The sequence below is a fragment of the endosymbiont of unidentified scaly snail isolate Monju genome, from assembly GCF_000801295.1.
GTDB lineage: Bacteria > Pseudomonadota > Gammaproteobacteria > Chromatiales > Chromatiaceae > MONJU.
On the sequence record NZ_AP012978.1, the window covers coordinates 2,094,928 to 2,108,428 of the forward strand.

13 protein-coding genes are annotated in these 13,501 nt (G+C 61.9%); 10 read left to right on the top strand and 3 right to left on the bottom strand.

Translation table 11 applies throughout. The features are described 5' to 3' along the window. Window positions 1-32: 32 nt before the first annotated feature. The 9 genes from msbA (at window position 33) to EBS_RS10115 (ending at window position 10,519) form a co-directional block, all read left to right on the top strand. Window positions 33-1,775 (top strand): lipid A export permease/ATP-binding protein MsbA, encoded by a 1,743-nt coding sequence (msbA, locus tag EBS_RS10075; RefSeq protein WP_052199496.1) that lies wholly within the window; start codon window positions 33-35, stop codon window positions 1,773-1,775. Between the two features lie 610 nt (window positions 1,776-2,385). After that, window positions 2,386-3,225 carry an MBOAT family O-acyltransferase gene (locus EBS_RS14890; RefSeq protein WP_331711229.1) on the top strand — a complete coding sequence of 280 codons (840 nt, stop codon included), beginning with the start codon at window positions 2,386-2,388 and terminating at the stop codon, window positions 3,223-3,225. A gap of 3 nt (window positions 3,226-3,228) precedes the next feature. Further along, on the top strand, window positions 3,229-4,329 hold the full coding sequence (locus tag EBS_RS10085; RefSeq protein ID WP_043108536.1) for an alginate O-acetyltransferase AlgX-related protein: 1,101 nt from the start codon (window positions 3,229-3,231) through the stop codon (window positions 4,327-4,329). Next, window positions 4,326-6,305: an acyltransferase family protein gene (locus EBS_RS10090; RefSeq protein ID WP_043108537.1), complete on the top strand. Its 1,980-nt coding sequence runs from the start codon at window positions 4,326-4,328 to the stop codon at window positions 6,303-6,305. Before EBS_RS10085 ends, EBS_RS10090 begins: the two co-directional genes overlap by 4 nt. Before the next feature lie 115 nt (window positions 6,306-6,420). Continuing rightward, a complete protein-coding gene (locus EBS_RS10095) occupies window positions 6,421-7,332 on the top strand; it encodes a mitochondrial fission ELM1 family protein (protein WP_043108538.1) in 912 nt (303 codons plus the stop codon). Continuing rightward, window positions 7,317-8,483, top strand: a complete 1,167-nt coding sequence (locus EBS_RS10100) for a glycosyltransferase family 4 protein (RefSeq protein WP_052199497.1) — start codon at window positions 7,317-7,319, stop codon at window positions 8,481-8,483. The genes EBS_RS10095 and EBS_RS10100 overlap by 16 nt, the downstream gene beginning before the upstream one ends. A 78-nt stretch (window positions 8,484-8,561) precedes the next feature. Then, a complete protein-coding gene (locus tag EBS_RS10105) occupies window positions 8,562-8,861 on the top strand; it encodes a nucleotidyltransferase domain-containing protein (RefSeq protein WP_043108539.1) in 300 nt (99 codons plus the stop codon). Next, window positions 8,858-9,313: a hypothetical protein gene (locus tag EBS_RS10110; protein WP_043108540.1), complete on the top strand. Its 456-nt coding sequence runs from the start codon at window positions 8,858-8,860 to the stop codon at window positions 9,311-9,313. The genes EBS_RS10105 and EBS_RS10110 overlap by 4 nt, the downstream gene beginning before the upstream one ends. 75 nt (window positions 9,314-9,388) lie before the next feature. Further along, window positions 9,389-10,519, top strand: a complete 1,131-nt coding sequence (locus EBS_RS10115; protein WP_043108541.1) for a glycosyltransferase family protein — start codon at window positions 9,389-9,391, stop codon at window positions 10,517-10,519. A 713-nt stretch (window positions 10,520-11,232) separates the two neighbouring features. Here EBS_RS10115 and EBS_RS10125 read toward each other — a convergent pair. Together EBS_RS10125 and EBS_RS14055 are read right to left on the bottom strand one after the other, a co-directional pair. Then, window positions 11,233-11,703, bottom strand: coding sequence for a hypothetical protein (locus tag EBS_RS10125; protein WP_148307733.1), 471 nt, complete (start codon window positions 11,701-11,703; stop codon window positions 11,233-11,235). A gap of 147 nt (window positions 11,704-11,850) precedes the next feature. Next, window positions 11,851-12,159 (bottom strand): hypothetical protein, encoded by a 309-nt coding sequence (locus EBS_RS14055; RefSeq protein ID WP_148307734.1) that lies wholly within the window; start codon window positions 12,157-12,159, stop codon window positions 11,851-11,853. Window positions 12,160-12,526: 367 nt separating this feature from the next. Here EBS_RS14055 and EBS_RS14315 point away from each other — a divergent pair, with 367 nt between their 5' ends. Further along, a complete protein-coding gene (locus tag EBS_RS14315) occupies window positions 12,527-12,694 on the top strand; it encodes a hypothetical protein (RefSeq protein ID WP_171816235.1) in 168 nt (55 codons plus the stop codon). Here the strand turns inward: EBS_RS14315 and EBS_RS13095 are convergent. Further along, window positions 12,680-13,327, bottom strand: coding sequence for an O-methyltransferase (locus EBS_RS13095; RefSeq protein WP_052199498.1), 648 nt, complete (start codon window positions 13,325-13,327; stop codon window positions 12,680-12,682). The genes EBS_RS14315 and EBS_RS13095 overlap by 15 nt on opposite strands. Window positions 13,328-13,501: the final 174 nt, after the last annotated feature.

The following is a 13,501-nucleotide window of genomic DNA, read 5'->3' on the forward strand; positions in this document are numbered from 1 at the left end:
GGAGCCGCTGACGCGACCAGGGCGGGCGCCTGATGCAGACCCTTCCTCCCTCCAGCCGTCAGACCCTGCTGCGCCTGCTGGGCTATTTCCGGCCACACTGGAAGCTCTTTGTCGCCGGCATCGTCGGCATGGTGCTGCTGGCCGCTTCTGAAGCCGGCATCCCGGGGCTGCTCAAACCCCTGCTGGACGGCACCTTCGTCGAGAAGGACCCCGTCTACATGAAATGGGCGCCGGTGGCGCTGATCGTGCTGTTTCTGTTCCGTGGCCTGGCCCAGGTGGTCAGCAACGCCGCCTTTGCCGCCATCTCCATGCACCTGATGCACACCCTGCGCGAGCAGATGTTCGAGCGTCTGCTGCATCTTCCCGCCGCCTTCTACGAACGCACCATCAGCGGCAACCTGATCTCGCGCTTCACTTACGACGTCAGCCAGATCTCGCACGCGGGGGTGCAGCTGTTCAGCGCCCTGGTCAAGGACTCGCTGACAGTGGTCGGGCTGCTGATCTACGTCTTCTGGCTGGACTGGCAACTCAGCCTGTTCACCTTCGTCCTGCTGCCGACGGTGGCGCTGATCGCCAAGTACGTCGGTCGCCGCCAGCGCCGACTCAGCCGCGCCCTGCAGGACAGCTTCGGCAACATGACCCATGTGCTGGAAGAGACCACCCGGGGACACAAGGTGGTCAAGATCCACGGTGGCCAGGACTATGAGCGCAGCCGTTTCGAACGCATCGCCCGCGCCATCCGCCACCAGCAGTTCAAGCTGGCGGTCGCCGCCACCATCGGAGTTCCCATCGTCGAGTTCGTCGGCGCCCTGATCATGGCCGCGGTGATCTGGATCGGTACCGGACGCGCCGCCGAGGACCAGCTCACCGTGGGCGGTTTCGTCGCCTTCTTCACCGCACTGGGTCTGCTCTTCTCGCCGATCAAGCGCCTGACCAAGCTCAACGATCCCTTGCAACGTGGTCTGGCCGCGGCCGAGAGCGTGTTCGCCCTGCTCGACCAGCCGCTCGAACAGGACACCGGCACGCGCTGCCTGCCGGACACCCGCGGCGCGTTGCGCTTCGAAGGGGTACGCTTCCGCTACCCCGAAGCCGAATGCGACGCACTGGGTCCCTTGGACCTGGAGATCGCGCCGGACAGCTTCACCGCCCTGGTCGGTGCTTCAGGCAGCGGCAAGAGCACCTTCGTGAGCCTGATCCCGCGCCTGCACGAGGTGAGCGCCGGGCGCATCCTGCTCGACGGCATCGACACCCGCGAGCTGGCACTGGCCGAGCTGCGCCGTCACATCGCCTTCGTCGACCAGCAAGTGATCCTGTTCAACGACAGCATCGCCGCCAACATCGCCTACGGCATGGATGCCGACCGCGAGGCCATCCGCCAGGCCGCACGCGATGCCGGTGCCCTGGAGTTCATCGAGGCCCTGCCCGAAAGTTTCGACACACTGATCGGCGAGAACGGTATCAAGCTCTCCGGCGGCCAGCGCCAGCGCCTGGCCATCGCCCGCGCGCTGATCACCGATGCCCGTATCCTGATCCTCGACGAGGCCACCTCGGCGCTGGACACCGAGTCGGAACGCCTGGTGCAGCAGGGCCTGGAGCGCCTGCGCACCGGCCGCACCATCCTGGTCATCGCACACCGCCTGTCCACCGTGCAGAAGGCCGACCGCATCCTGGTCTTCGAGGCCGGGCGCGTCGTCGAGGACGGCACCCACGAGGAGCTGATGGCGCGCCGGGGTGTCTACCATCGGCTCAACCAGGCGCAGCTGTTCGGGGAATGACCCGTGCTGTTCAACAGCCTCGAATACCTGCTGCTGTTCCTTCCCCTGAGCCTGACCGGCTATTTCGTACTCAACCGCTGGCGCCTGACCGAGGCGGCCACCGGCTGGCTGATCGTCGCCTCGCTGGTCTTCTATGCCTGGTGGAAACCGGACTACCTGCCCCTGCTGCTGTTCTCGGTCCTGTTCAACTACCTGCTGGGACACATCGTCGGCTGGACCTCCCGATACCGACGCCCGGCCCTGATCTTCGGCATCGCGGTCAACCTGGGACTGCTGGGCTTCTTCAAGTACGCCGATTTCACCCTGACCAACATCGAGCGCCTCACCGACCTGCCGATGCCACACCCGGAGCTGGCCCTGCCACTGGCCATCTCGTTTTTCACCTTCCAGCAGATCGCCTATCTGGTGGACAGCTACCGCGGCCTGACCCGCGAGTACGACTTCCTGCGCTACACCCTGTTCGTCACCTTCTTTCCGCAACTGATCGCCGGTCCCATCGTCCACCACAAGGAGATGATCCCGCAGTTCCAGCGCCGCCGGGGACGCCTGCTCCACTATCGCAACATCAGCCTGGGCATCTTCATGCCTGACCCTCGGCCTGTTCAAGAAAGTGATCATTGCCGACTACTTCGCCACCGTGGCCACGCCGGGCTTCGATGGCGGACAGGCACTCGACCTGTTCAGTGCCTGGGCCACCTCGTTGTCCTACACCTTCCAGCTCTATTTCGACTTCAGCGGCTACAGCGACATGGCGATCGGCGCCGCGCTGATGTTCAACATCCGCCTTCCCTTCAACTTCGACAGCCCCTACAAGGCACGCGACACCCAGGAATTCTGGCGGCGCTGGCACATCACCCTGTCGCGCTTCCTGCGCGATTATGTCTACATCCCGCTGGGCGGCGGACGCAGCTCCCTGGCACGTGTCTCCAGAAACCTGATGATCACCTTCCTGCTCGGCGGCCTCTGGCATGGCGCGGGCTGGACCTTCGTGTTCTGGGGCTTCCTGCACGGGGCAGCCATGGTGATACACCGTGTCTGGCGATACCTCGGCGGGCACCTGCCCAGCTGGCTGGCCTGGTTTGTCACCTTCAACTTCATCAACGCCAGTTGGGTATTCTTCCGTGCCAACAGCTGGAACGATGCCCTGCGCGTCCTGCGCGGCATGCTCGGACTGGAGGGCATCACCCTCTCCGACAAGCTGCTGCGATTTTCCCCCTTCCAGGCACTCGCCGACATGGCACCCACCCTGTTCGGCCACATGACACTGGGCCGTACCCCCTACGTGGCACTGATCGGCGCCTTCCTGGTGACATTGCGTCTGCGCAACTCCCAGCAGTGGATGCGCGACTTCCGCACCACACCGGCCAGCCTGGTGCTGGTCACCCTGGTGTTCATGGCCATCCTGATGAACCTGTCGAAGGTCAGCGAGTTCCTTTACTTCAATTTCTGAACCATGCGCACCATCTCGCCCCGCCAGTTCGTCCTTGGTTTCATTACGGCCATCTCCCTGTTCGTGCTGTTGCACGCACTCACCTGGCAGTTTGCCGTGCGACAGTTGCTGCAGCACAAGAACGGCTTGGTTACCGGCGACCTGGCACGCCTGGGCTATATCTCGGACCTCGTGCATCGCCGGCGCACCCACACCACCTTGCCACGACGGCACCTCGAGGCCGGCGACCTGCAGGACCAACGGGTCGATCTGCTGACCATCGGCGATTCGTTTTCCAACGGAGGCGCCGGCGGCCCCAATCCCTGGAACCAGGATTTCATCGCCAGCGGCTGGGGCTGGAATGTGCTCAACCTGCGTGGCTTTCCCGGCCTGCACAACGACATGGATCTGGTCCGTGCCCTGCTGCGCGCTGGGCTGTTGCAGGAATGGGGCGTCCGTTACGTGCTGCTGGAGTCAACCCAGCGCAAGATCGCCTCACGCTATGCCAATACGCCACCGCCCCATGCACTGCCGTCGCGCGAGGCGCTGATTGCTCACTACCGTTTTGGCAGACCGCGCCCGACACAGGACCCGCTGGCCTTGCCCGATGTGGCCTGGATCAACGACGGCAACATCAAGTACTGGTGGAATCGCATCATGTATCATCTGGATGACTGCGCCTTCATTTCCAAGGCCTGCCGCACCCGGCTGCGCACCCACCGCTTCAGTATCGGTGACGGCAGGGACCTGCTGTTCTATCGCGGCGACCTGCACGCCATATCGCGCAACAATGCCAATGCCGTGCAACGCATGAACAGCCGGCTCGAGGTGCTGGCCGACGAGCTGGACCGACAGGGCATCGGCCTGATCGTGATGCCGGTGGTGACCAAATACGAACTCTACCGGCCAGACATCGCCGATGGCGACTACCCGCCCGACCCGCTGTTTCCCGGCTGGCGCAGGCTGTCTCACCGCTTCGTGCTGGTCGATACCCAGGCCATCCTGCGTCAGGCCATCAAGGCTGGCGAACTGGACACCTTCTACATCGATGACTCGCACTGGACCCCCAAGGCCTCGGCACATGTCGTCGACGCCCTGGGCAGACTGCTGGGTGACGACCGATGAGCACCACCGCGCCTTACCGCTACCGACCCGACATCGACGGCCTGCGTGCCATCGCCGTCCTGGCGGTGATCGCCTACCACGCCCTGCCCGAGCACGTCCCCGGTGGTTTCGTGGGCGTGGACGTGTTCTTCGTGATCTCGGGCTTCGTCATCACCTCGGTGATCCTGCGGGACCATGCGCAAGGCCGGTTCTCGCTGCGCGACTTCTGGCTGCGCCGTGCACGCCGCATCCTGCCACCATTGCTCCCGGTGATGCTATTCAGCGCGCTGGCGGCCTGGTTCGTGCTCATGCCCCGTGAACTGGCCAAGTTCGGCAATACCCTGGCCTCCCAGGCCCTGTTCGCCTCGAACATTCACTTCTATCACAACAGCGGCTACTTCGACGCACCGGCACAATCCAACCTGTTGCTGCATACCCGGTCGCTCTCGGTGGAAGAACAGTTCTATATCCTCTACCCGCTACTGTTGCTCCTGCTGTTGCCCAGACGCCGCCTGCTACCGGTATTGCCATTGCTGGCAGCCGCCTCGTTTGCCACCTCGATCTGGCTGACCCACAACGATCCAGTCGGTGCCTTCTACCTGCCGCACAGCCGGGCATGGGAGCTGCTGCTGGGTGCCCTGCTGGCCTGGCAGGCCGAGAGAGAAAAGGCCCCACCACTAGCCGGGGTAGCGGGCACCACCGGCCTGCTGATGATCTTCGTCGCCTGCTGGTGGTTCGACGACAACACCCGTTTCCCCGGCCTTGCTGCCCTGTTGCCTGCCGGTGGCGCGGCCCTGGTCATTCTGGCGGGCAACCATGGCACCCCGATGGCCACCCGCCTGCTCGCCCGTCGCCCACTGGTGGGCATCGGCCTCGTCTCCTACTCGCTCTACCTGTGGCACTGGCCCTTGTTGACCCTGGCGCGCCACCTCCTGGGAAATGCCATCCCTTCCTTCGTGCTCGCCGGCGTGTTGCTGGCCACCCTGCTGCTGGCGGTTATCTCCTGGCGATTCATCGAGAACCCGGTCCGCCACCGCCGGATATTGCAGGACAACCGGCACCTGGCGCGAGCCGCCTTCGCCGGCCTGCTCACAGTCGCCATCACCGGCAAGACACTCAACGCCGCCAAGGGCGTGGCCGCACGTTTCCCCGCTCCCGTGGCCGACATGTACGAACAATCGCAACGGAAATTCCCGGGCTGCACACCTGTCCGCCACACACAACGCGGACTGCTCTGCCTGCACGGCCCGACCGACAGCCCCCCGACCTTCCTGCTCTGGGGTGACAGCCACATGGGTGCGTTGTGGCCCGCCTTCGACCGCATCGCCGAACGCAACGGCTGGAATTACCTGGTGTATTCCTGCCCTCCGGTCGTCGGCCTCTACCTCACCGATCGCAACCCGGACGCCGCCCATGCCCCCTGCCTCGACAGCAGTGAGCAACTATTGACGCAATTGCGGGAGATCCCCCTGGTCTTCCTGATTGCACACTGGTCGGTGTACCTCGAAGGACACGACCCCAAGGCGCTGGATGCGCGTAACCGACAGCCCTTCTATGCCAACCGGGACACCATCGCCACCACGGCAAAGGCCAGCCGCGAACTGTTTGTTCCCGCCTTCAGGGAAACCGTCAAACGATTGCTCCAGGCGGGACCCCGGAAGGTGGTGATCGTGCGCCAGGTGCCGGAATACCCCTTCTGGGTACCCAACGAGCTGGTGCGCACGGCGCTCCGGGGAAAACCGCTGCAAACCGTGGGCATCCCACTGGCCACCCATCGCGAACGCCAACGCCACGCCGACTCACTGTTCGACCAACTGACCTCTGCCAGGGTACAGGTACTCGATCCGACCAACTTCCTGTGCTCCGACGGACAATGGTGTCTGACAGCACGGCAGGGACGATCGCTGTACCGCGACGACGACCATCTCTCGCTGTGGGGCGCGCAGCTGCTGGAACCCCTGCTGGCACGTACATTCGAAGACCTGGCGCTGCAATGACCCCAGCGAATCCCCATAATGCTCTGCACAGTCTTTCGGTACCTGTCGCCATGATCTGTATCACCATGCAATACCCCGTCGGCACGGCCACCTCGGGCATCACGGAGCCTGCCTGATGCCTGTCTCATCCCCCCTCGTCCTCTGGCGCCTGCTCGATGGCCGGCGCGGCCACCGCACCCAGATCGATGGCTTGTGCGAGGCCCTGGCCGAGCGCACCAACGTACAAACACACGATCTGGAGGTAGCAAGCACGGGCGCCACCATTCGCCAGTGGCTGCGCGCCGAGTTGCCCGCCGGGGACCGACTGCCGCCGCCCGACCTGATCCTGGCCGCCGGCCACCGCACCCACCTGCCGGCGCTGGCCGCGCGGCGCGCCCACGGCGGACGCATCGTGGTGCTGATGAAACCCTCACTGCCGCTGCGCTGGTTCGACCTGTGCCTGATCCCGCAACACGACGAGCCGCCACGGCGCGATAATGTAATCGCCACCCGCGGCGTACTGCATGGGGTGCGCCCGAGCGAGCGCCACGATCCCGCCACCGGGCTGATCCTGCTCGGTGGCCCCTCGCGCCACCACGACTGGGATGCAGATGCTATCGCCATGCAGGTGCGGCAGGTGGTGACGGCCCGGCCCGAGGTGCGTTTCATCATCGGCGACTCGCCACGCACCCCGCCGGACACCCTGCAGCAACTGGACGGGCTGGAGAATTCCAGCCTGCTGCACTGGGCCGGCTGTACACCCGGCGAGATCCAGCAGCGCATGCGCGAGGCCGGGCAGATCTGGGTCAGCGAGGACAGCGTCTCCATGCTCTACGAGGCGCTGGGCAGCGGCGCGCCGGTGGGCCTGCTGGCGGTACCCCGGCGCCGCGACACCCGGGTCAGTCGGGGCGTGGATCACCTGATTGCCGACGGACTGATCACTCCCTTCGAGCACTGGGCGCGCGACCGCCAGCTAACCAAACATCCGCCCCTGGACGAAGCGGCGCGCTGCGCCGAAGCGATACTGCAACGATGGCCGATCGCCTGACCGTACTACAACTGCTGCCCGCGCTCGAGGGCGGTGGCGTGGAACGCGGCACCCTGGAGGTAGCACGCGCCCTGGTCGCCGCCGACCACCGCTCGCTGGTGATCTCCGCCGGTGGGTGCCTGGTGGCACAGCTCGAAACGGAGGGCAGCGAGCACATCCCCCTGCCGGTCGGACGCAAGCACCCGGCCAGCCTGTTGCAGGTGCGCCCGCTGCGGCGCCTGCTGATCGACGAGGGCGTGGACATCGTGCATGTACGCTCACGGGTGCCGGCCTGGCTGCTGGAACTGGCCCTGCGCGGCCTGCCATCGCACCGGCGGCCGATCCGCGTGAGCACAGTACACGGCCTGTACTCTGTCTCGCGCTACAGCGCCATCATGACCCGAGGCGAGGCGGTGATCGCGGTCTCCGAGACCATTCATGACTACATTCGACGCCACTACCCCGATTGCCCGCCCGAACGCATCCACCTGATCCCGCGCGGGGTGGACCCCGCCGAGTTCCCGCGTGGATACCAGCCACCGGAGGCCTGGCGGCAGGACTTCTTCGCGCAATTCCCGGCGGCGCGCGACTGCCGCCTGCTCGTGCTGCCCGGGCGGCTCACCCGGCTGAAGGGGCATCACGACTTCATCGGTCTGATCGGCGCCCTGATCGCCGAAGGCCGCCCGGTGCACGGCCTGATCGTCGGCGGCGAAGACCCGCGCCGCCGCGCCTACGCCGAGGAATTGCGCCAAGCCGTCCGCGAACGGGGACTAGGACAACACATCAGTTTCACCGGAGCACGCAGCGACATCCGCGAGATCTACGCCATCAGCGACCTGGTGCTGTCGCTCTCCACCAAACCGGAATCCTTCGGCCGCACCGTGGTCGAGGCGCTGAGCCTGGGCATCCCGGTGGTCGGCTACGACCATGGCGGCGTCGGCGAGATCCTGGCCCACCTGTTCCCCGCCGGGCGCACCCCGCTCGGCGATCCAGACGCCCTGCGCTACACCGTCGGCGCCATCCTGGACGATCCACCCGAGATCCCCGAGAACCAGCACTACACCCTGGAGGCCATGACCGGGCGGACCCTGGCGCTCTACCGTACGCTTGCCAACAGGAGGCTCGTCCTCGGGACGAACCGTTCGCGGCGAGGACGCCGCTCCCACCCGTAGGAGATCCGTCCTCGGGCCGAACATGCACAGCGAGGACACCGCCCACGGGTGGGACGCCCCACAGGCTATAATCCCGCCATGCGACTCACCCCTGACCAGATCGCGCAGATCCGCCGCATCGTCGCTGAACAGGCCGGCAACGACGCCTGCGTGCGCCTGTTCGGTTCCCGGGTGGACGACCACGCCCGGGGCGGCGACGTAGACCTGCTGGTGGAATTGTCCGGGCCGGTTAGCGACCCGGCTCCCCTGGCGGCCCGCATCGCCGGCCGGGTCAGCCGCCTGATGGCCGGTCGCAAGGTCGATGTGGTACTCGCCGCACCGAACCTCGAACACCTGCCTATCCATGATGTAGCACGACGCGAGGGCATCCCGTTGTGAACCTGACACCCGACCTGCGGCGGCGCCTGCAACGGCTGACCACCCTGGCCCGCAAGGAACTCCAACATCTCCGCATCACCGATGACAGGCTATTCTCAAGCCCATTCGATGCACAGCGGGCCGCCTCTCTCGACAGCGATATCGAACTGAGCGAGCGGGTGGATGCCTTCGTCGCCCGTTTCGGACGCCTGCAAGACACCCTGGGAGACAAGCTCCTGCCAGCCTGGTTGGCCGCGCACGGCGAGAAAACCGCCACCTTCATCGAGAATCTGGATCGGGCAGAACAGTTGGGACTGGTCGAAGATGCCCAGGCCTGGATCGACATGCGTCGACTACGCAATCAGATGATCCATGAGTACGTGGAAGACCCGGTAGTGCTGGCCTCGGCGCTGCAAGCAGGCCATGCCTTCGTGCCCACGCTGCTGTACACCGTCGAACGCTTGACCGACTGACTCGACCTGGCCCCGATACCGCCGTGAACAATTCCCCCGTCTCTACCCCCTTCACCCCATCCCTCTACTGACGACATGCGCCGCGCCCTGATCCAGCTCCTTCGCCTGGAGACCAGCGCCCGCTGGCTGGGCCGCCTGCTGCCTGAGCAGGATCTCCAGGCCACCCTGCGCCGACACTTCGCACAACGCTTCACACCCGAACAACGCCAGCGCCTGCGCGAACAGCCGCCACGGGTGTTCGTCGCGGTCAAGCACCACAACTGGGAACAGGCCGGCCTGATCGACAGCTGGGCCGAGGTCGCCGAAACCGTGCCCTGGGACTGGGGCGAGCGCTACGACCAGCACACGCCCGACTGGTACGCGAAGGGCAAGCCAGCCTTCAACGAAGAACTCTACCGGCGCGTCGCGCAAGCGCATGCTGAACGCCCGCTGACGCATTTCTTCGGCTACCTCTCCGGCCGCTGGGTCTATCCCGAGACCATTCGCCGCATCGGCGAACTGGGCATCGTCACCCTCAACTTCGGCTTCGACGACAGCCACCGCTTCTGGGACAAGTTCCGGCACGGGCAATGGACCGGCAACGCCGGCATCGCGCATGCCTTCGACCTGAACATCACCGCCCAGGACCCGGCCGATGTCGCCAAGTATCGATTGAGCGGCGCGCGGGCCCTGTATCTCCCCCCTGGCGGCAACCCCCAGGCCTTCGCCGGGTTACCGAAGGTCGAGAAACGCTATTTCGTCAGCTTCATCGGCCAATGCTACGGCGTGAGAAAGGAATACATCGACTACCTGCGGGAACAAGGCATCGAGGTCTACGTCCGTGGCGAAGGATGGCCAGAAGGACCGGCCAGCCACGAGGAAATGCTGGAGATCTACGCCGCGTCCCACATCATATTGGGCTTCGGCTTCACCGGCCGCAGCCGGCGCAAGACGGCAGTGAAGGGGAGGGACTTCGAGATCCCCCTCACCGGCACCACCTACCTCACCACCTGGAACCCGGTACTCGCGCAACATTTCCGCGAGGGCGAGGAGATCCTGTTCTACCGGGATCGCAGCGATCTGGCGCGGATTCTGCGACAATGGCGCGATCGCCCCCAGGCACTCGCCCATATCGGCGAGGCAGGACAACAGCATACATTGAAAATGCATACATGGCCGCAGCGTTGGCAGGCGACGCTAAAATTTCTATCGCACTTGCTAGATTGAATGACGCTCCTCACCCCACCGTATCATCCATAATAATACCAAATCATCTCAATGATACGATTATGAGGCCGCAAAACAAATTCACTGACAGCCGAATCTACGCATGTAAAATGATAACGAGCTCCTCATAAACGCAATCTACTTTGGTGAAAATGCCTCAGAGAAGCAACTCAGACCACCCTTGCAACGTGACACACGCCTGCCATGAAATTTTGTATTTTTATCTATATAAAAAACAACCTAAGACCACCCGTCTTTTGTTTTACACGGTAAATCTTATATCGCCTAGCGAGCACCGACATCTCACCATCATCAACGGCCACACCCAAAAAAATCAGCGATCATGGCAACCAACGAATCCACATCAGAACAGAAATTCTCGTATCTCAACACCAGAACATTAGGCTCATCTGCGATCAGCAAAGCGCCCCATATTCCTGCCAAACTTAGGGTGATAATCTGATGCTCAATCCCGGACAACTCCGGTGTGATAGCCTGAGAATCAAATAGCGAGGCCATTACACCCAGGAGATTCCTGATATATAAAGACAATAGGGATCTTCCTGTAACCCTCCCCTGAGATCATGAACTTTTTAACGCGCGCGTAGGGGAGTACACTCCTGATCACATCATAGACCAGCGTACTCCCGCTACGTAGAACCCCAGACTGAATTATTCTCCGAAAAGCCTCACTAGCACCCTACTCGATCGGATCACACCCTAGACATGAACAGATAACTATTTCCCGGAAGGTGATCGATATGACTCACCTGAAAACTATGCGTGTCCGCCATTGCGCTGGCCCATCCGTGAAAATACTTTACATTATCAATATCCTCGAATTGGTGCTGAAACGCAATGAGGATATGATCAAAATAGACCAAAGAATCAAGTACCGGCTCTCTCACCTCAAGTGGCGTTTCACTCAACGACCAAGTGGCAACGAACATTTTTGACTCAACGGCACCCCACCGATCGAGAATCCGCTTCATAGATCGATTGTCGGTAACAAAGGAAAATTCGCCGTCTCCCGATTCGGAGCCCAATGCACCTATCGATCCCAGATAGAATTTCTGCAGCGCCGAAAAAGCCGGCAAATCCTGAATGAGATATTTTCCGCGAAACCCGAGCTGCCAGAACAACCGAGCCATACTTCCATAACCGCCACCAAACTCGAAGACCAAGCCCACAGTGTCCGCATTTACTCGACTATAGGACTCGTATCGAGCCAACGAGTATGCATGATGAATCAAATTTCCGCTGGACCAAGGGTATCTAGGATAGGGCCGCGGGCGACCGATAGGAGATTCTACTATGGCGGCTCTCCACCTCTATTTCCAATCAGGCAATGAGCGAAGATATCGCATCTCTTCGGCAACCCAGCGCGGATTTGACACAAACATGCTCTTACGCACTACGGGCCATTGCAGAAATTCCCGAGGATCACCGACATCAACACATTCCTTCAACTCCCTGCAAAAATTCGCCCACGTCTGTGCAGCACCAACTCGCTCTGAACAGCTCGACATTTCCACCCGGAGCGCTTGCCGAAACTCTTCCGCCAATTGGGCATCATGTTGCGTCATGGCAGGCATTTTCCGCTCAAAAATCCTGAGCAATATTTTTTTTACCCATTTCACTGAAAACTCTCCTCATACTGTGGAAATGAACCATTCGGCATCGGCCTAGGCATTCTCGACAGCTCTGGAATCAGATAAAAACACGCGAAATCGATAATTCAATCCCTTTCAGCTATAGATAAAAAACGAGAAAACCCACCATCACAGACACACTAAAATTTCTCGATCTATTATCTTTTGCCGAACAATTGATGAACACGGGACGCTATTTCTTATGAGCACTGTTAAAAGCACCCAGCCTGGAACAACGCAACACCCGGATCAATTCCCAACGATACTGAACACAATATGTCGGATCGAACCCCGCCACATACGCCGCCACCTCAAGACCGACGGGGAAGGCAGTGAAATCGGTGTATTGAAGAGAATGCGTGATTTTCTCGAGAAAAACTGGGTCGTCATCCAGATCGAGGCCATCGAGGATCACTTCGACGAGATCGCCTCCCTGTTGCAAGCGACCAGCCTGCATTGGTTCTCCTCGCACGACAACGACCATTGCTTCGTGAGTATCGACAAAGGCTCAGCCTTTTCCTGATCCATCCTCCGCCGGATTAATCAGAATCATATTGTCGACGACCTCCAGGTGGCGCCCCTTGCCAGAGGCCACCACGAACTGCTCGAGTTCATCGAGCGAGGGATAATCTCTTTCCTTGCCAAAACACAAGGCATCGTCGATAGCGATCACATGATCAGCGACATCGTGTCCATAGATCGCTTCAAGTTCCTCAAGGATGGGGGTCGATTTGCGTCCATGCCCGGTCTCTCCCCCGGAATAGTGACCGTCCAGCCAGAACAGGGCAGGCTCGTCCAAGTCGGCCAACACCTCCACTAGTCGCTCGGCACTGTCGCCCTGCACGATGGTCACCTCGGGGCAAGTCGAAAACAGAGTCTGCGCCCTCTGCGCGAGCTCTTCGGCTAGCTCGATCGAAACGATGCGCCCAAAATACGGTCGCATGGCAAAGACCATCTTTCCCCGGTAAGTGCCCGTCTCGACGAATACCGAAAGACCAAAACGCCTCCGCAACCGCAGCAACCGATGTTGCTTGACCTCGTGCAAGGGAGGCAGGGGACTGCCTGAAAGATGCCATTGTGCGCGCTTGATAACACGAAACAGCGCATTGGCCGGCTTGAAAAGCGGGGACAACTTGAATCGAATCTTGAGGTTCATCTCGGCGACATACCAACACGAGGAATCGCGATTAGACCAGCTCTCCCCACCTCGCACAAGACGACACAGGAAACCGATCCAGCATGCGCGACCTTGGACCGTGCCCCCGAAACGGCGCCTCTATCTTCAACATACGCAGACAGCCGTATTTGTTACGATTCTTTTCTTCTCGGA